Source organism: Ferrovum myxofaciens (assembly GCF_013181415.1).
In the GTDB taxonomy this organism is placed as follows: Bacteria; Pseudomonadota; Gammaproteobacteria; order Burkholderiales; family Ferrovaceae; genus Ferrovum; species Ferrovum myxofaciens.
In genome coordinates this window covers 516,589-532,609 of the sequence record NZ_CP053676.1, presented here as the reverse complement: position 1 = coordinate 532,609, position 16,021 = coordinate 516,589, and the positions used below count along the sequence as shown (strand labels likewise).

General features: G+C 56.2%; 17 protein-coding genes. 4 read left to right on the top strand and 13 right to left on the bottom strand.

What is annotated here, in order from left to right; translation table 11 throughout:
- Positions 1-102: 102 nt before the first annotated feature.
- From HO274_RS02565 to HO274_RS02515, 11 genes are all read right to left on the bottom strand, one after another.
- Positions 103-2,403 (bottom strand): phage/plasmid primase, P4 family, encoded by a 2,301-nt coding sequence (locus tag HO274_RS02565; protein WP_273121199.1) that lies wholly within the window; start codon positions 2,401-2,403, stop codon positions 103-105.
- The gene (locus tag HO274_RS02560) at positions 2,400-2,636 is read right to left on the bottom strand and encodes a hypothetical protein (protein ID WP_273121197.1); all 237 of its coding nucleotides are present in this window, start codon (positions 2,634-2,636) and stop codon (positions 2,400-2,402) included. Before HO274_RS02560 ends, HO274_RS02565 begins: the two co-directional genes overlap by 4 nt.
- Positions 2,629-3,240, bottom strand: coding sequence for a hypothetical protein (locus HO274_RS02555; RefSeq protein ID WP_273121195.1), 612 nt, complete (start codon positions 3,238-3,240; stop codon positions 2,629-2,631). Before HO274_RS02555 ends, HO274_RS02560 begins: the two co-directional genes overlap by 8 nt.
- Positions 3,233-4,252 carry a ParB/RepB/Spo0J family partition protein gene (locus tag HO274_RS02550; RefSeq protein ID WP_273121192.1) on the bottom strand — a complete coding sequence of 340 codons (1,020 nt, stop codon included), beginning with the start codon at positions 4,250-4,252 and terminating at the stop codon, positions 3,233-3,235. The genes HO274_RS02555 and HO274_RS02550 overlap by 8 nt, the downstream gene beginning before the upstream one ends.
- On the bottom strand, positions 4,249-4,593 hold the full coding sequence (locus HO274_RS02545) for a hypothetical protein (protein ID WP_273121189.1): 345 nt from the start codon (positions 4,591-4,593) through the stop codon (positions 4,249-4,251). The genes HO274_RS02550 and HO274_RS02545 overlap by 4 nt, the downstream gene beginning before the upstream one ends.
- Before the next feature lie 11 nt (positions 4,594-4,604).
- Positions 4,605-4,871, bottom strand: a complete 267-nt coding sequence (locus tag HO274_RS02540) for a helix-turn-helix transcriptional regulator (protein ID WP_273121187.1) — start codon at positions 4,869-4,871, stop codon at positions 4,605-4,607.
- An 85-nt stretch (positions 4,872-4,956) separates the two neighbouring features.
- Positions 4,957-5,889, bottom strand: coding sequence for a hypothetical protein (locus tag HO274_RS02535; protein ID WP_273121185.1), 933 nt, complete (start codon positions 5,887-5,889; stop codon positions 4,957-4,959).
- A gap of 10 nt (positions 5,890-5,899) precedes the next feature.
- Positions 5,900-7,333, bottom strand: a complete 1,434-nt coding sequence (locus tag HO274_RS02530) for a hypothetical protein (protein ID WP_273121182.1) — start codon at positions 7,331-7,333, stop codon at positions 5,900-5,902.
- A gap of 102 nt (positions 7,334-7,435) precedes the next feature.
- Positions 7,436-8,272: a hypothetical protein gene (locus HO274_RS02525; protein ID WP_273121179.1), complete on the bottom strand. Its 837-nt coding sequence runs from the start codon at positions 8,270-8,272 to the stop codon at positions 7,436-7,438.
- A complete protein-coding gene (locus HO274_RS02520) occupies positions 8,273-8,551 on the bottom strand; it encodes a helix-turn-helix domain-containing protein (RefSeq protein WP_273121177.1) in 279 nt (92 codons plus the stop codon).
- Positions 8,552-8,705: 154 nt separating this feature from the next.
- On the bottom strand, positions 8,706-8,897 hold the full coding sequence (locus tag HO274_RS02515) for a hypothetical protein (RefSeq protein WP_273121174.1): 192 nt from the start codon (positions 8,895-8,897) through the stop codon (positions 8,706-8,708).
- Positions 8,898-8,926: 29 nt separating this feature from the next.
- Between HO274_RS02515 and HO274_RS02510 the strand changes: the two genes are divergently transcribed.
- Genes HO274_RS02510 through HO274_RS02495 form a run of 4 tightly spaced genes read left to right on the top strand, consistent with a single transcriptional unit; the run spans position 8,927 to position 11,608 of the window.
- Entirely contained in the window at positions 8,927-9,376 is a 450-nt protein-coding gene (locus HO274_RS02510; RefSeq protein WP_273121171.1) for a DUF2924 domain-containing protein, read from the top strand.
- Positions 9,373-10,767, top strand: coding sequence for a recombinase family protein (locus HO274_RS02505; RefSeq protein WP_273121169.1), 1,395 nt, complete (start codon positions 9,373-9,375; stop codon positions 10,765-10,767). The genes HO274_RS02510 and HO274_RS02505 overlap by 4 nt, the downstream gene beginning before the upstream one ends.
- On the top strand, positions 10,764-11,135 hold the full coding sequence (locus HO274_RS02500; RefSeq protein WP_273121167.1) for a site-specific recombinase resolvase: 372 nt from the start codon (positions 10,764-10,766) through the stop codon (positions 11,133-11,135). The genes HO274_RS02505 and HO274_RS02500 overlap by 4 nt, the downstream gene beginning before the upstream one ends.
- Positions 11,132-11,608, top strand: a complete 477-nt coding sequence (locus HO274_RS02495; RefSeq protein WP_273121164.1) for a hypothetical protein — start codon at positions 11,132-11,134, stop codon at positions 11,606-11,608. Before HO274_RS02500 ends, HO274_RS02495 begins: the two co-directional genes overlap by 4 nt.
- 161 nt (positions 11,609-11,769) lie before the next feature.
- On the opposite strand, the gene HO274_RS02490 is transcribed toward HO274_RS02495, so the two are convergent.
- Together HO274_RS02490 and HO274_RS02485 are read right to left on the bottom strand one after the other, a co-directional pair.
- Positions 11,770-13,680, bottom strand: coding sequence for a UvrD-helicase domain-containing protein (locus HO274_RS02490; RefSeq protein ID WP_273121160.1), 1,911 nt, complete (start codon positions 13,678-13,680; stop codon positions 11,770-11,772).
- Positions 13,677-16,016: an AAA family ATPase gene (locus HO274_RS02485; protein ID WP_273121159.1), complete on the bottom strand. Its 2,340-nt coding sequence runs from the start codon at positions 16,014-16,016 to the stop codon at positions 13,677-13,679. Before HO274_RS02485 ends, HO274_RS02490 begins: the two co-directional genes overlap by 4 nt.
- Positions 16,017-16,021: the final 5 nt, after the last annotated feature.

Here is a 16,021-nt window from a genome sequence, read left to right as displayed (position 1 = left end):
TTTTGCTCTGGTGACAGATGGTGACAGGCCTACCGATTAACTCTAGACACCCGCACGTGTAGGCGTAAATCAGTAAGCCTGTCACCATCTGTCACCATGGATTTAATCAAGTCCGTCGGTGTCATGACGGTTTTCAGGATTTTCCTGCAACATCAATCCCTTGAAAGCACGGGTGCCGCCGTGCAACCGGGTGCTCGTAAATCCGCGGGCAATCAGTAGTTCCGCGAAACGCTTGATCGATCCGGTGTACTCACCGGCCCGCTCACTCCACTCGCGCCAGTCAGCAAACAGGTCGGCGGAGGTCTCTTTTGCTTCCAGATGGATCTGGGTCCGCTCCCCGATCCATTGACCAAGGGCATCTTCCGCCTCGAAATATTCCTCAGTGGCCGATACCACGCACTCAGGGGGGCGCAATCCAGCGCACTGCCAGGCAAGGCATCCTTCAATGGCCCAAGCCAGAATGCCGTCCCGTTCTGCAAGCAGTTTCTCGGTCAATTTTCCGTCGCGCCGTTCAGGTGGAATGGTGACCGTGAAGGGAATCAGGTGAAGCCGCCGTTTCATGGCCTCATCGACATTTCGTATCGACGGCTTATGGTTACCGACGATGATGGGTTTGAATTGTGGGGTGTACTCAAAGAAGTCCTGACGCATGAATCGGGCAGAAATTTTGTCGCCCCCCGTGATGGCCTTGACTTTGGATTCGTTCCAGCGGCGTCCCTGCTCGGTTTCGATGGCCGTCACAAAACGCGCCCCGCGCAGGCCCGCCAGATCAGTGGGGTGTCGATCTCCCCGGGTTTCCACAAAGGTATCCATTGGCGCAGTCGATGAATAATCTCCCAGGATGCTGGTCAGCGTGTTGACGAACACTGACTTGCCATTGGCACCGGTGCCATAGAGGAAGAAAAGTGCATGGGCGCTGGTGGAACCCGTCAAGCAGTACCCAACCATGCGTTGCAAGTAGCCCTGCAGATCCTTGTCTCCGTTCGTGACATCGTTCAGAAAGGATAGCCACTGGGAACAGGGACCGCGCGGCGTTGCTGTGGCGATCTTGGTCATCCGGTCGTGCCGATCGTGGGGGCGGATTCGTCCGGTGCGCAGATCCACCACCCCTCCAGTGGCGTTGAGAAGCCAGATGTCGGCATCCCACTCGTCCGTAGTGGCAGCGTGGCGCCGATCGGAGCGGGCGAGGCGTTCCACCCCGCTGATGGTGCTTGAACCCGCGAGTTTGGTGGCTACCTTGGGGTTGTCTGCCTTCAAGGAAGCGTGTCGACATACATGGCGGATCAGATCGGTCGACGCCAGGGTGTCCTCGGTGCGCCAACGCTGACCATCCCAGACGAGCCATTTCCCCCACACTGACACATAACGCCAATCCGGGTGATAACGCCGGGTAAATGCCAGCGCCAGGGCATCTTCCGTACCCCACACGGTTTGTTCGGAATCTCCGAGGCTGGTGCCAGCGCCAGCCTCGTTATTCACTGAAGCCTCGTCTGGAAGATGGATCTGCATCCGTGGACCCTGGGTCAGAAACCCCGCAACATCAAATCCGTCAGCAAGCGCATCCGCCGCGTCCCATCCTTCCGGGTGATCCTCGGGCGGATAGAGAATGTGACAACTGATAGCGCCCGCAGCCAGAATGGCCTGAGAGGCGCGATCGGCATATTCCCAACCGGGTTTATCATTGTCGGGCCAGATCAGCACGGCTTTGCCGAACAGGGGCGACCAGTCGGTTTTGTCCGTTGGTGCATTGGCCCCATGCATGGCAGTGGTGGCCACAACCCCTGAGTCGATCAGGGCTTGAGCACATTTCTCGCCCTCTACCAGAACGGCTTTGTCTGAGGCAGCAAGCCTCGGCTGGTTGTACAGGGGGCGTGGACTGGGGGGAGCCATCTTGCGGCGTTTGGCATCCCAGGGTCGAAACTCCTTCTTGCCACCCGGGGGGTCGTAACGGTACACCACGGCAATCAGGCTGCCCTGAGCATCCCGGTAGTCCCATTTGGCCGTGGCAGGGCCGAGGTCAGCCACCGAGTTTCCTCCTCTTCCGGATATTCTGATAGCAGGAGCGCACCCCGCCAATTCAGAGGATCGTTGCAATAGCCGTGGAAAGTTGCTGTGCACATCAATGCCGTAGTGGCCGCCGATCAAGGAGAAGATGTCTCCGCCGGAATTGTCGGCACGATCGATCCACAGTCCTGCCTTCTCGCCTTCGAGCACGATCTCCAGACTGTCGCCGGGGCTGCCCAGAATGTCCCCGATGAGAAACTTCCCACGGCGCATCTTCCCTGCGGGAAACAAGGTGAAGAGCACCGACTCCAGATTGGCCATCAGCGCCACACGGATTTCATCGCGTTTGCCGTTATTGTTCTGACCGATCAATTTGTCTGGTTCATTGAAGTCAATCATTTTTCGTCCTTTGCTGAGGATCCGGTCAAGTTTTTGCCTTGCGTTGCTGAACATTGGGAGGCCCAGGCGGAGAGCTCCGAGAGTCGAAATCTGACAAGACGGCCCATCAGGTAATGCGGGATTCGATACCGCGCCCGCATTTGATGATCGGCAAACCAGTAATAGGGCAGACGAAGTGCGGCGGCAGCCTGCTTGTTATCGATCATTGGTTCGGCTTCTATTGGGTTATTCATGTCGTTCCCCGGCAGCGCTCTGCCCATGCGCAGAATTTGCATTCAAAGTGGGTGGAACAGGTAAATGATCGAGGGCGCAGTTCGCTAACTCAGCCAGAGTGGATTTGGTTGCCCCGATGGTTCGCAGTACACCGCTATCACGGGTTGCACCCGCAGCGAGCGCGAGATCGCGCAACTCCTTCAATGCCCGGTGGCGATGCGTATCAGCGGCAATCTGGGTCGAGAGTAGTGTCAGGTGCGCCTCGAGTTCGGCGAGCGTGGCCTGAACCAGCGGCTTATAAATCACTCCCTCGTCATCGCCATCCGCGCCAGCGGGAATGCTGATGGCGGGTGGCAACTGGCTGGCCAGCGCTTCAGGCACGCCGGGTAGCGTCATTTGCGAAGGCGACTCGCGCTGTTGACAGTTGTGCTTGAGTTCACGCCGGGCGAGGTCAGTCAGGGCATCCTCTGCCAGACGCCCACCGAGCGCGGAGATGTTTTCCGGGTGGTCGGCACAGACCTGCCGGGCAATGTCGCGGGGCCTGGCAAAGCCCACGGATTTGAAGGCCTGTGCAATTTCGGCGCGCACGGCTTCCCGCAACCGGGTGAGATCAGGATTACGCATGACTTTGGCTCCAGAGTTGGTTCAGTTGATTGAGGAAAGGCACTGCGTGAGCCAGCCAGACGCTGACATTCTGTTGTTGATAGGCAGGGATCGAGGCAAAAGCCTCGGCAGGTGGGAAAGGCAGGGTGCCAAGATGCTCAAGCCCTTCGCGCAATACGAGCCAGCGTTCGAAGCGTGCGTTCTCCTCTGGGTCCCCCGGTGCCGTGTGGTAGCGGCCATCGGAAGCCAGCACCATCAACCCTGGATCACCCGAGATGGCGATGCGGCGTGCCTCGGAGGGCGTGGGGAGATCGGGAGTGTCAGCCTTGATGGCATAGACCACGGCACACTGTTCGATACCGGTGAGTTTCTGCTCTTGGGCGACCCTGTCAAAGATACGCACCGCCGAAGGGCCTGTGACCCCCGCTTCGTGGATACGAGTTTTAAGGTCGCGGGCGATAGTGCGGATTTCATCAGGGGTGCGACGCACGATTTCTTGCTGTGTCGGTTCCGGTAGACGCGCGACAGCGGCTGCGGCCGAGACGGAGATATCGCCTTGCTCTACGGCGCTGGCGAGTTCTGGAATCCCGCTGGCCTGAACTGTTCGCGCATGACGTAAACTACGTTCCGAAACATTGAGCAGATCAGCCGCAGCGCCTTGCCGGAGCGTTGGTATCGGCAAATTTGCCGATACCACATGCTGGTTCCCATGAAAGTGACCTCGTTCAATACTTGCCAGTTTGGCGGCGACCATCGCCCGTTGACTCTCGGACAGATGTCGACGACGCAAATTAAGGCTGATCACGAGGGCGTTCAGATCAGCGTTTTCAGAGACCTGTACGAACTGCGGCTCGATTCCAGCAACAAGACAGGCGCGGTAGCGATGCCGACCATCGATGATGGCTTTGCCCATCACATGAATCGATTCCCGTAAGCCGTTCTGCGCAATGTCGGCCACCAGCGCATCAAACTCGTTTTCTGGTAGTTCCGGGAAAAGTGCGCCCACTGGATGAAATTCCATTTCGTTCATCATGCATCCTCCCCTATGAGCGCGAGCCGAAAGGACGCTTTGATGGGTTTGATAGGGCGGGTCTGAGCGAACTGTTCCTCGGGCACCTCGTAAGTCACGCGAAGCGGACCATCGGAAAAATGAACCACGCCGAAGTCGCGGTTGGATTCCCTGAGAACTTCACGACCTTTTTCTCCAAACCGTTGCTCCAGGGCGGCATCAAGGGTTTCATGGGCGCGTTCGACCCAGGTCGTCAGTTCGGCCAGAGAAACATGGAGTTCCTGCAAGTGATGATGAGATAAACTGGCGATCTGTTCGACAGACAGATCCTGCATTTTCAGGTGGGGAATCACGATTTCGATCATGGTCTTCTCCCTCACGCGCAGGCACGGGCTGAGGTGGAGAATCGCGAGACGCGCCTTTCGAACGCTTCCACTTCTGTGATCAGATAAGTGACCCGGGCACCCAACTTGCAGAAAACGGGGCCGAGTTGTTCCTGTCGCCAACGGCGCAGGGTTTTGACCGACAACCCCCAACGGGATGCGAGTTCGTTTTCGTCGAGGGCGATGCGTTGAGTACCACTCTGGGCGATCGGCAGGTGAGGGTGCCGACCGGATTGTTTTGAAGGGATTTGGTTTTGCATTTCGATGTGCCTCCTTTATGAAATGGGCACATCTAATTCTCCACATGGATTTATGGGTTGTGTCTGGTTCCGTTTATGGGTGGATTTATGGGTTGCGTCGCACTCGGTAGCGTGCTCGGTCAGTTTTTTCAATTATTTCACCACGAGCTTTAGAGCCTCCAAAAGCATCGTCGAATGATTGATAACCGGTATTGGCTAGCCTGTTGACATTCGCCCACGACATTTCCGGTGGAGCCTTACCTGTGGTTCCCCACATGACCTTGATGATCTTTGCGCGCTCTGAAGAAAGTTCACGTGATGCGAGGAAATTCGGTAGTTTCAGACGATTTTTCTGAAAGAATTGATCAGGCTCGGATTCGCCGCTAGCCACCACAAACCCGCGCAGTACCCGGTCAAATGCGTTCGCATCGAAAATGTCCTGCCCGTCTTCCACACGAATGAAATCGCTCAGGCTGCGCATCACATGGTCGTGGAGCAGGTTTTCCGTGCTCGATCGATGCCGAAGCACCACCCCACCGCGCTGCCAGACCGGGTCGCACAGCGCTGGCGTCGTTTCTGAGGCCGGTGCGCGCTCCCATAAACGCCCGACAAACACCGGTGCAAAATCGTGGGTGCCAGCGATTCGCGCATTACCGAGGTGCCACAGGTGGTCTGGTACACGGGTACGCTGTTGCGATAAATGTCGTGGCTCTATGCCGATCAGACCACATAAATCCGCGAGCCATGTCTCAATGCGTAATGCGTAAAGCACGATGTCAGAGAGTGGGCGCGTGATGATTCGAGAACGCTGTTGTGGGCTTCGGTACCGAAATAAACCCGCATCCTCATCAATATCGACTTCGACCTCTTCCTCGGAATCAAGGAAAGGCACCATCACACGAGTCAGGTAACCATTCTCCGCCACCCACCGACGCCGAACGAACTCGGCGCGGTGGCGACTGAGCGTGGTGGCCATCACGCGCGGCCCGATGCTGCGCACGCGCTCAATGGTGGTGAAATATTCCAGGTACGCGGACATGTCGTGTTTCTCAGAATTCGCGCAAAACACCGAGGCGGGCCAATTGCTTGATTACGCGCTTGCGGTCATCCTCAGCCTTGCTCCTGTCGTTCAAACCGTTGGGAGATGTGATCTGGACGACCACATTGTGCGCTTTGCGATGAGGTTGCTTTCCCATCCGGAAAACCAGTTTCACCTGTGACAAGGAATAACCGGTCAGATCATCCAGTCCGTAGTCGTCATAGGCGACTTGGTAAATGTGACGGGCATCGCGGCGATCCCTGCCAATCATCAATGTGCTCGACAGGTACTGGACAATGTCCCGCCCGTTGGCTTCGTCGATGGTGTTCTGCTCGAAGGGGCGTGCAATCTTCACTTGCAAGATCGAGATTTTCTCCACGCCGTCGACGAGATTCTGTTCAAGGCACTTGAGCATGGCGTGCGTTGAAAAACTCAGCAGGTCAAACTCACGCATTGGCATATCGTTAATCGCTCCATCACAAGCCAGAACGACATCACGGAAGAGGGCGGCCAGATCACGACGCGACTCCTTGTCCTCGCAGAACACGCCAAGAGCGCCAGTTTCAGGTTCCCAGGAAAAGATGGCCGACATGGCGGCAGGTTCTTCGTGGTCAACCACTTCTCCGTCTGTGACTTGCTTGAAATGCGCTGTCGAGCCATTGAAGGTTGCCGTGAGCGTATGTAGCAGCACCGGTGCCGAATCGTCTGTGTCCACACCTCTGCAGCGATCTGCGTGAGCCAGGTCACGCCGCGTGAACTGCTCAATCAGAATCTGGTCGGCGGCCACCTTCGGGTAGAGAACTGCAATCCGGGTACACAGCATATCCTTTACATCGGCGTCGACCTTGGGCTCGATACCTTTTGGCCCGAGGTAGTGGCTGGAGAAGTTTTCGCTTTTCCATTGCCGATGCATCAGTTGCAGGCGCTCGGCGTACTCGAAACGATGTTCGGCCTTGACCCCGGGCGAAGGAAATTCCTGGAGAAGATGCAAGTACAGTGCGCGACTGTAGCGGTCTGTCGGTGCAAGGAGTACCGTCTCGTCCCCGGCATTTTTTTCATCAAGCAGGGATTGGACGGCCTGCGCACCATACTCGTCGTCAAGCAACACAACCTGTTCAGCGGCTCGCTCGATACGCTGCTGTTTATCGGGCATGAGTTTGGCCACGATGTGGAACAGTGCGTTGCGCGCAGGTATTGGCAGCACACCATTTGCAGCCATGACCAGCGCCACAATTTCAGGCAGCGTGGTGTCGGCAGAACGCTCGACCAATGTCAAGATGAGCGCCGGTCGTTTCGCCTTGCGAGACAGAGTGACAAAGTGCTCCATGCAGGGAAGGACATCGGGGCCGTCATCCGATTGTCGGTTGCGAGATTTCCTCGATGCATGCTGACCGGCAGGTGATTCTTGTTTTTCTGTGATGTTGTTTTGTTCGACTGCCGTCATTATGAAGTTCCTTGTCTGAATGAAGTGCGCGATTGCGCGAACCGTTAATTTCTAGTTTCAAAAAATGCCGACACGAAGTCGGCGGCTTGGTGGGATCAGGAATCAAGGGATGCCTGCTCCTGATGTCAGAAGGTTGTAACGTTCCATTCGAACCTGGATGAATCTCCGGTGAACGCCGAAGCGCTTTGCCAGCGCCTTTTGCAAACATTCCGTATTGAAGAAGTTGCCCTCGGCTGTCAGCCGTTGCGTGGTGCTGGGCAACTCGGGATCGAGGGATGGGCTACGGTGGATCGTCACACCATGCTTCGGTGCCAACTCCTCAATGGCCAGGTTCAATCGCTGGCGAGGCACCAGCAATGAGCCCATGAATTCGTTGGCACGCAACTCGGCAAAATAGACATTGCACTCAAGTTCACTGTTACGCGCTACGCTCAACTCTGGCGCGACGGGACGCTTGGCCAAGTGTTCGGCATCACGAGTCGTGGTGCGGTAGGCCTTGCGCGCCAGCTCCGTGAAATCGTCGAACAGGCCAGGGCCTTTGGTGGCGGCGACAATCCAGTTCGGGGCATCAAAAATGGCGTGACCGAGTTCGTGGGCAAAGGTACTGAGCACCAATTCCTCGGAGGTTGTTTCGCCGACCGGGGAAACAGACAGCAAGGTGGCATCGGGTGACGCCTCAGGATCAAACTCACAAACACCCAGCACCGGATTTCCCTGCTCGTCGTTGATGGTGTGCTCGGTGTCGACCCACAAGTCGAACTGAATGCCGTTGATTTTCAGGCTGGTGATATCACGCAATATCGATAACGGAATGGCATCAGTAACTTCATCGACCAGTTGCAGGCGTGCCAGTGCTGCGATTTCTTCGACTTCAGAGTGTTTGATGTAGCGTGGAAGCATCCGGTTGCAACACCGGTAGGCGAGAGTCAATTCCGGCATTCATTTTTCTCCCGTCGCACGCTTGCGATACATCCGGACGATGTCGCCCATATCCTCCCGCATATCCGGCGGAAGGCGACTGGCTTCGATGAATGCCTCATCGGGGTTTTCACCAAGAATGTTTGCGGCTTTGCGGATCAGTTCGTCCTTTGGCGGCTTTTCCATTTCGCGTTCAATGCGTGACCAATAGGCTGGAGATATCTCGAGTTGGCGTGCAAAGTCATTCATTGCAATGCCCTTCGCGTCTCGTTTTTGTCTGATGTAGGTTCCGAAACCCATAGTGTGACTCGGTTGCGTAATCGGCTAATCGTAGCGGCACCAGACACATCCGTCAACTGTTTTGTTAACGCGCAATAAGCGAATCACCATGACTGCGAAAATGGCCGTCGATTACTCTCCTTTGCCATCCTGTTCGGAAAATCAGGTTCACTATTCATGACAGTTGCAATTCCATGGAGCCGTCATGAAAAATATCGAACTCACGAACCCGTCCAGGATGTCTGGGGCCACCAGAGTTGGCGAAATTACCGCCATCCTTGCGGCGGCCATTATTCGCACCATCACGGGAGAAGATCAAAAACAGAGAGAGATTGGCCTTGGCTTTATGCCCGACCAGCGCGTTCATACAACCTCCTATCAACCGGAGAATTTGTCATGAACAATCAACAAGAGTCCGTCGCGGCCCGTATATCAGCCCTGTCCAGAATGCCGATTGCGGAACTTTGGACGATCTGGGACCGGTATTTCAAAAGTCGCCCGGCAAATCCCAACCGGGTATTCATTGAATCCCGGGTTGCCTATAAATTGCAGGAAGAAGTCTTGGGGGGATTATCCCCGGCCACGCGCCAGCGGCTCGAAGCCATCGGGGCAAAGCACTCGAAAATAAAACTGCGCGCCAGCCCGCGAGAACTCAATTTTGCTCCGGGGACTTTATTGCTACGAGAGTGGGGTGAACGGGAGCATAAGGTCCTGGTTACTGCTGAAGGACTGTTTGAGTACGAGGGGAGGCCCTTCAGGAGTCTGACCGCCGTGGCTCGGCAGATTACCGGTACGCACTGGTCAGGGCCCTTGTTCTTCGGATTGGGCAACGGGGGTGCCAAATGAACGAGCCAATGCAAACCGTCAACAGCAAGCCACGCAAACGCTGTGCGGTCTACTGCCGGGTGTCCTCGGACGAACGGCTGGACCAGGAGTTCAACTCCATCGATGCACAGAAGGAGGCGGGGCAGGCCTATGTCGCCAGTCAGCGGTCTGAGGGGTGGATTCCTGTCGCAGATGATTATGACGACCCGGGCTACTCTGGGGGAAATATCGAGCGTCCCGCATTAAAACGCCTGATGGCCGACATCGAGCGCGGACTGGTCGACATTGTGGTGGTCTACAAAATCGACCGCCTGACGCGCAGTCTGGCTGACTTTTCCAAGATGGTCGAGGTGTTCGAGCGCCATGGGGTATCTTTCGTGTCGGTTACCCAGCAGTTCAATACCACCACCTCCATGGGGCGGTTGATGCTCAATGTGCTGCTGTCCTTCGCCCAGTTTGAACGCGAGGTCACGGGTGAACGCATCCGAGACAAGATTGCGGCCGCCAAACGAAAGGGCATGTGGATGGGAGGCGTGCCGCCCCTGGGCTACGATGTCGACAATCGTCTGCTGATCGTCAACGAAACCGAAGCAGAGGTGGTCAGAAGAATCTTTGAGGAAATGCTGACCATCGGCTCACCGACCAAAATCGCGACCAACCTGACCGCCGAGGGCACCACCACCAAGGCGTGGACAACGCAGGAAGGGCAGACCCGGCCAGGGGCCAGGATCGACAAGAAGTACCTTCATAAGTTGCTGCGCAACCGGATTTACCTCGGGGAACTGTCGCACAAGGGGAACTGGTACCCCGGCGTGCATCCCGCGATCATAGAACCCGGTTTGTGGGGGAGGGTACACGAGGTGCTGTCCAGGGATGGCCATGTTCGGTCGGTGGAGACCAAGACCCGGTCGCGCACCGATGCGTTGCTCCGTGGTCTGTTGTACTCGCCCTCGGGCGAACGGATGTATCCGACCTATTCCAGAAAAAATGGGCGCAAGTACCACTACTATGTGTCCAAGTCGGAGAGCCGGTTCGGCGCGTCGGAGAAAACTTATGAGCGCCTGCCCGCGCCAGAAATTGAGGAAGCAATTGTCGCCCAAATCCGAACGGTGCTGACCAGTCCGGAATCCGTGGCATCGGTGGTTCGTCACATCCAGCGCCACGGAGTCCAGATCGATGAAGCATCCACCGTAATGGCCATGGGACGCATCAACAGGGTATGGGATCAGTTGTTCCCGGTGGAACGCCACCGGATCGCCAATTTGATGATCGAACGGATTGATCTGGTCCGCGCCGGTGAGGTCCAGGGTATCAAGGTGAAATGGCGGGAATTGGGCTGGAAGGATCTGATTGGGGAGTTCATGCCCGACAGTATCGGCACAGAACTGATCGAAATGGAGGGGATGGCATGAAAGGTGGCCTGGGAATCTTTATTCCCATGGTATTGCGTCGTCGGGGTGTCCAGCGGATCACTGATGATAAACGCCATGTACACGATGTGACTCTGCTCGAAGGGTTGGCACGAGCCTTTTACTGGCAACATCTGCTGGACATCGGAGCGATGAAAACTGGATCGTCCATTGCGCGTGCTGAAAAACTGCATCCTTCTGTGGTCAATGAACTGCTACGTCTTACGATTCTCGCCCCCGACATCATTGAGGGAATCATGGCTGGAAAACAACCGCGCTGCCTGACTCTGATGTGGTTCCAGCGGAATCGACTACCGGTGGACTGGCAGGTCCAGCGAGAAATTATGGGTACTTTTGAGGGGGATCTATGAGCCGGAAGCATCAAGGGAAAATCAAAGGCAATCCTGTTACTTATCAGATACCATCGCCAGCAGGCGGTGTTCAGATGGAAACCTTCGTGCCCTGGACGCTGGTAAAACGAGGAAACAAAAAGCAGGTCATCATCCCGTTGGATGCACCACAAGAGTTCCTTGAAGAAGCACGCCAGAAACAGGATGCACGCGAATCAGCGCAGGATACCCCCCTGATGCGGGCCCTCGGACTGGCGCATCATTGGCAACGATTACTGGACGAAGGAAAGTACCGGACGATGACCGAGATCGCCGTCGCCGAAGGAATCGACCTTGGCCAAGCCAGTCGAATTGGTCGGCTGACGCAATTGGCTCCCGACATCGTCGAGGCATGCATGGCGTGTGAGGGGAAGGGGCTGGTTCTGGATTATCTGAATCGTCGAGTCATACCGGTGGAATGGTGCGAGCAACGAGAAAGGTTGCTCACATCCTGAGAATGACAACCCTTTGCTGCCGGTCGTCGATTCCGTAGATCAGCCATTTGAGTGGCAACTTCACCCAGAAACCGGCCTGACGACCTACGCGTACAACTCGGCCATTGCTGCCGTTGGACTAAGTCGCAGAATTCGTCAGCAGTCCGTCGCTTACCTGCCGTTCAGTCTTGGGCTGACATCCACTTTGACCCAATTTCAAGTAGGCCCCCCTCGTCGACCACCTCGTCCTCACTGAACCATCCCTCCTCAAGGGCGAAACGTCGCACACGTTCTGGAGAAGACGAATATGCAACCAGAGCGAGGCTCTCCTTGGCACGGCTTGCCGTCACATAGAACAACCGCCTCGTACTCTCGACCGTCTTGTCACCGGCCCCCTTGCCTCCAAACAAGTCCTCATACTTGAACGTAAACCCTCTGGCTTCCGCGTCATCCATGATGACCATAACGCGGTCGAACTCCAGTCCCTTGACTCCCTGGTGAGTATCGAAATGCGCCTTCCCGGAGAGGTATTCGGCCATCGGCTCGATCTGGGAGAACGGGGCCTTGAGAAAGCCCTGAATGGCTAGATCCCGCTCCATCTGCGGATCTTCCCGTTCATCCTCTTCTGACGACTCCGCAGCTGCCTTCTCTATCGCCCCTGAAGCATTGGCCTTCAAGGGGTCCGGGATCTCAAACAGATCGTGTTTGGCGACGCATTGCAGTACCTGCAAGAGCGCAGGATCGGCACCGTCCTTCCAGAGCTCCATGAGCATGTCTATGGCCGCATTCACGTCATCCAGATGCTTCTTCGTGTCGGAAGACTGGCGAAGCGCCGCTTGCGAAAGACGCGGAGAGTAGGCTTTGATAATGCGAGCTACTGCAAAGCGGTCATTGGCCCGCTTCGCCTTCACCAGCGAGAGTATTTGCTCAGAAAAGAGTCGCGAGACAGACAACGAGCCGTCAAGGAAACTAGTTCGCCAACTCTCGTAGCCATACAGTGGCGCAAATGCTTCGAGAAATCCCATCCGGAACGCCGCCATGCGGTGCTCAAGGGTCAAGGTCTTGACCAACTTCGGCTCATTCCACTTCTCATCGCCCGTGAGTTTGCGCATGTGCCGCGCAATCGCCAGCTCTGCGGCCGGTTTCCCATCGAGGTCACTTGGCAAGATGAAGAACCTGAGGATGCCGCTCTTCGCTGAATCGCTGGGCTCCTGATGCTGCTGGTCCGTAGCGCTGCGAACCTTGTTGATGAGGTCAATGATGCGCCTGGGGCAACGATAGTTCAGCTTCTTTCCAGGAGTCGCCCAATGTTCCGGCAGCCCTTCGCCGAGCCCTTCTTTCCCATCAGAGTAGATGCGCTGCATCATGTCGCCGAGAAGCCCAAGCAGGAACTTCCCTTTGAGTTTGGCTTCAACTTCAAAGAGCGCATCGATGAGATGCTTGTTGGTGTCCTGGCTCTCATCAATGAGCAGGATTGGGTGCCGGCCCGCCAGAATGCTCTGCATCGCCGGCTTGGTTCTCAAGAAGTGTGCCGCAAACTGCAAGACCTCTGAGTGATTCAGCGCATCGCGCCCTCGATTATCGCCTGTTGGGCTATACGTAAAGACCTTGATGCTTGGCAGATTGCCGAGGCGCCTAGTTTTTGATTCAATCTTGCTCAGCCGCGTCGCGGATGCCTTTGTCCCCTTACGGCCCTTCGCCTCTTCCACCTTTAACTGCTCAATGTCGTTCGTCAGATCGACCCGCAGACAATTGCGGATATCATGATTGAGACCTTCGATCAGCGACCATGCGAAGCTGTGAATAGTCCGAACGTCAATCAGGGGATCAAATAGCAGCCGCCTCTTGATCTCGTCGCTTGCGGCGTTCGTAAAAGTAATCACCGCAACCCGCTGCCCCTTAACCCTGAGCCGGTCACTCATAGTCGCCTGGATATGCTTAAGTGCGGTAACGAGCGACCGCGTCTTTCCCGAGCCAGCGCCCGCAAAGAGAAAGAAGCTCCTGGGTGAGTCAAGATTCAGGCAAGTTGCAATCTCTTCATCAACATGGGCATCCGCTTGGCCGGCGACTAAAGCCCCAGCAACTTGGCTCATGCTGCCTCCTTTGCCTCTGCGCCTTCGGCGTCTACGCCCTCCGGTTCCACCGGGGACTTTCCCGAGATGCCATCTTCTTTGCGCTTAAGCTGATCGGCCAGCCAGACCAGACCTTGATCAATGTACGCAGGAACGGTCATCTGGTCGATCTTGTCACTGTAGAGAAGTTCCATGGCAAGTTCCGCCTTGCCTCCGTTCGCCAGATCGGCGGTTAGCTTCGCTGCGAGATCTCCAAGACCGCTTGCTGCATCGAGAGACTTGCGGATACGCCCCAACAGGCCCGTGCCATCCATCAACCTGAACAGCGTGATGTTTTCATACACTAGAGCGTCTTCGAAGGTGTTTGCCAACGCCTCGGCCGGATTGCCAGCCAAGAGCTCGGCCTGAATGGGCTGCTGGTAGGCAACCCGAACGCCGAAGCCCGTCTTGTCGGACAAAACAAGATCCGCCGGCTTTATGTCAAGCAGAGTGTCGAGTGTTTCCTCTTTGGGAACCCACGTCTTCAACGTATGGTTCCGCGCCTTGAGTGCTGCGCCGCGCTCGGGAAGAACAGCCTTGCCTGCCACATCCTTTGCATCGATGTCGGTGATGATCAAGGTATTCAGTCCAAGATGCTCTATCAAGGATCTCAATCTGTGTGCGTGGCTGCCGCCAATTTCAAGCCATGTGATGTAGCAGCGCTTCAGGAAATCGTATTTGGGGCGCGTGCGGACAAAGTGAGGCACAAGGATGCGCTCGGCCGGCCCCTCGACCAGCACCGCCCCGTCCGCGAAAAACAAATCACAATGCGTAGCCTTGAGATATCGCTTGGCGAAACGGGCCGTCTCGTCTTCGCTTCCGAAGATCTCGGAAAGATTGACCACGCAGGAGACAGGCACGGCGCCATCAATTGCTTTAACAGGGAGGCGGCGGAAGTACCGCAGCGATTCAAAGTCGGATTCATGGGCGATGTGACTGGAATGCGTGCTGACGACGAGTTGCGTGCGGAGATCCTTGGCCCCTTTGAGTTTGTCGTGCTTGCGCAGAACGTCATAGGCCTGCTTAATAAAGACCTGTTGAACCTGCGCATGCAAGTGAGCTTCCGGTTCCTCTACCAGCACTAGGTGAAGCGGAGGAATCAAAGCGTCCTCGGCATCGCCGGCCTTAGCGGCCTTGCCAACCTTCATCCATTTGTCGCGGAAACCCATCAGGGCAAAGACGATCGACACCAGGTTCTGATAGCCAAGCCCGTTCGAGTCCTCCGGAAGTCGATGCGCGAATCCGCCGGCCGCGCCGAGGTGTGTCGGCACTTCATATTGCACAGCCGAGGCATGATTTAGGCCATCAATAGGCTTGATGCTTGTGGTGATCGTGAGCTTCGGATCGGTGACTCCGGGATAGCCGATATCCTCAAGTTCCTTCAGGGCCGATGAGAAGCAGGACTCGAGGCGCTTCCCGAACGCGGCCTGCGCTTCGTGCAGTGCCTGAAGGGCCTCCAGATCCTTCGGCTCGGGCTGATCAAACGGGTCCAGATGCTGCGTGTAATAGTTTCTGAGCTGCGTGGACAGCTTCTTTCCGCCTTTCGACTTGTTCTCGTCGCTTGCGTCGTCTGCATTCGCAGAGGTAGTAGCGAAGCCGAAGCCCCGCTGAGCGCTGATTTCGTCGATCCGGATGATCTTTTTGAGAGGATCGCCCTCAATTGGCTCACTGCCACTTGGCAAAGCCTGTGGCAACGCAATACCGTTCTTTGGCAGTACAAGCTTGTCTGGGTCAAGGAGGTATGCCCTGACCTCGAAAAGCGCTCTCAATTTCAGCGACAGAAAGTCCATCATGGACCTCGGCCACAAAGCAAATCCCTCTACCAACTTCGCACCATCCGCGTCGTCGCCTTCACTCGATACGGCACTCATGACGCTGGCTGCCGCAAGCTTGGCTGTCAGGTACTCTTGTCGGAGGGCCTGCACATCTTTCGGCTCATATCGGAGCCGAACGCCGATATGCGCACCGGCCCAATCCAGCGTCGGGAGTATCTTTTGGACATAGTGAAGCTCCTTCATGGGAACGTTCAGCCATATATCGAGATGCGGCAGGACGGTGTCCCAATCGAAAGCCGGTGCATCCTCATCAGGAATAACTTTCGCCCACGCTCCACCGAGGTTGTCGAGCTTCGCCCAATTTGACAGGGTGAAGTCGTTGATCGAAAAATCTGTCCGGTCGACAAGAAATCGGCGCAGGGCGACCATCGCTGAGGTCTTGCCGCTATTGTTCGCCCCAACGAAAACTGTCGTCTCAGCAAAGTCCACCCGCACACTTTGCAGTTTGCGGAAATTTCCGATTTCTACGTGTTCAATGTGCATCTGCC

What these genes read in the sequence shown, in the direction of transcription:
- HO274_RS02500 (WP_273121167.1), top strand. Translation starts at nt 10,764, where the DNA reads ATGAAAGGTGGCCTGGGAATCTTTATTCCCATGGTATTGCGTCGTCGG.
- HO274_RS02495 (WP_273121164.1), top strand. Translation starts at nt 11,132, where the DNA reads ATGAGCCGGAAGCATCAAGGGAAAATCAAAGGCAATCCTGTTACTTAT.
- HO274_RS02560 (WP_273121197.1), bottom strand. Translation starts at nt 2,636, where the DNA reads ATGAATAACCCAATAGAAGCCGAACCAATGATCGATAACAAGCAGGCT.
- HO274_RS02525 (WP_273121179.1), bottom strand. Translation starts at nt 8,272, where the DNA reads ATGCCGGAATTGACTCTCGCCTACCGGTGTTGCAACCGGATGCTTCCA.
- HO274_RS02510 (WP_273121171.1), top strand. Translation starts at nt 8,927, where the DNA reads ATGAACAATCAACAAGAGTCCGTCGCGGCCCGTATATCAGCCCTGTCC.
- HO274_RS02545 (WP_273121189.1), bottom strand. Translation starts at nt 4,593, where the DNA reads ATGATCGAAATCGTGATTCCCCACCTGAAAATGCAGGATCTGTCTGTC.
- HO274_RS02515 (WP_273121174.1), bottom strand. Translation starts at nt 8,897, where the DNA reads ATGAACGCGCTGGTCGGGCATAAAGCCAAGGCCAATCTCTCTCTGTTT.
- HO274_RS02505 (WP_273121169.1), top strand. Translation starts at nt 9,373, where the DNA reads ATGAACGAGCCAATGCAAACCGTCAACAGCAAGCCACGCAAACGCTGT.
- HO274_RS02540 (WP_273121187.1), bottom strand. Translation starts at nt 4,871, where the DNA reads ATGCAAAACCAAATCCCTTCAAAACAATCCGGTCGGCACCCTCACCTG.
- HO274_RS02530 (WP_273121182.1), bottom strand. Translation starts at nt 7,333, where the DNA reads ATGACGGCAGTCGAACAAAACAACATCACAGAAAAACAAGAATCACCT.
- HO274_RS02555 (WP_273121195.1), bottom strand. Translation starts at nt 3,240, where the DNA reads ATGCGTAATCCTGATCTCACCCGGTTGCGGGAAGCCGTGCGCGCCGAA.
- HO274_RS02535 (WP_273121185.1), bottom strand. Translation starts at nt 5,889, where the DNA reads ATGTCCGCGTACCTGGAATATTTCACCACCATTGAGCGCGTGCGCAGC.
- HO274_RS02565 (WP_273121199.1), bottom strand. Translation starts at nt 2,403, where the DNA reads ATGATTGACTTCAATGAACCAGACAAATTGATCGGTCAGAACAATAAC.
- HO274_RS02520 (WP_273121177.1), bottom strand. Translation starts at nt 8,551, where the DNA reads ATGGGTTTCGGAACCTACATCAGACAAAAACGAGACGCGAAGGGCATT.
- HO274_RS02550 (WP_273121192.1), bottom strand. Translation starts at nt 4,252, where the DNA reads ATGATGAACGAAATGGAATTTCATCCAGTGGGCGCACTTTTCCCGGAA.
- HO274_RS02490 (WP_273121160.1), bottom strand. Translation starts at nt 13,680, where the DNA reads ATGAGCCAAGTTGCTGGGGCTTTAGTCGCCGGCCAAGCGGATGCCCAT.
- HO274_RS02485 (WP_273121159.1), bottom strand. Translation starts at nt 16,016, where the DNA reads ATGCACATTGAACACGTAGAAATCGGAAATTTCCGCAAACTGCAAAGT.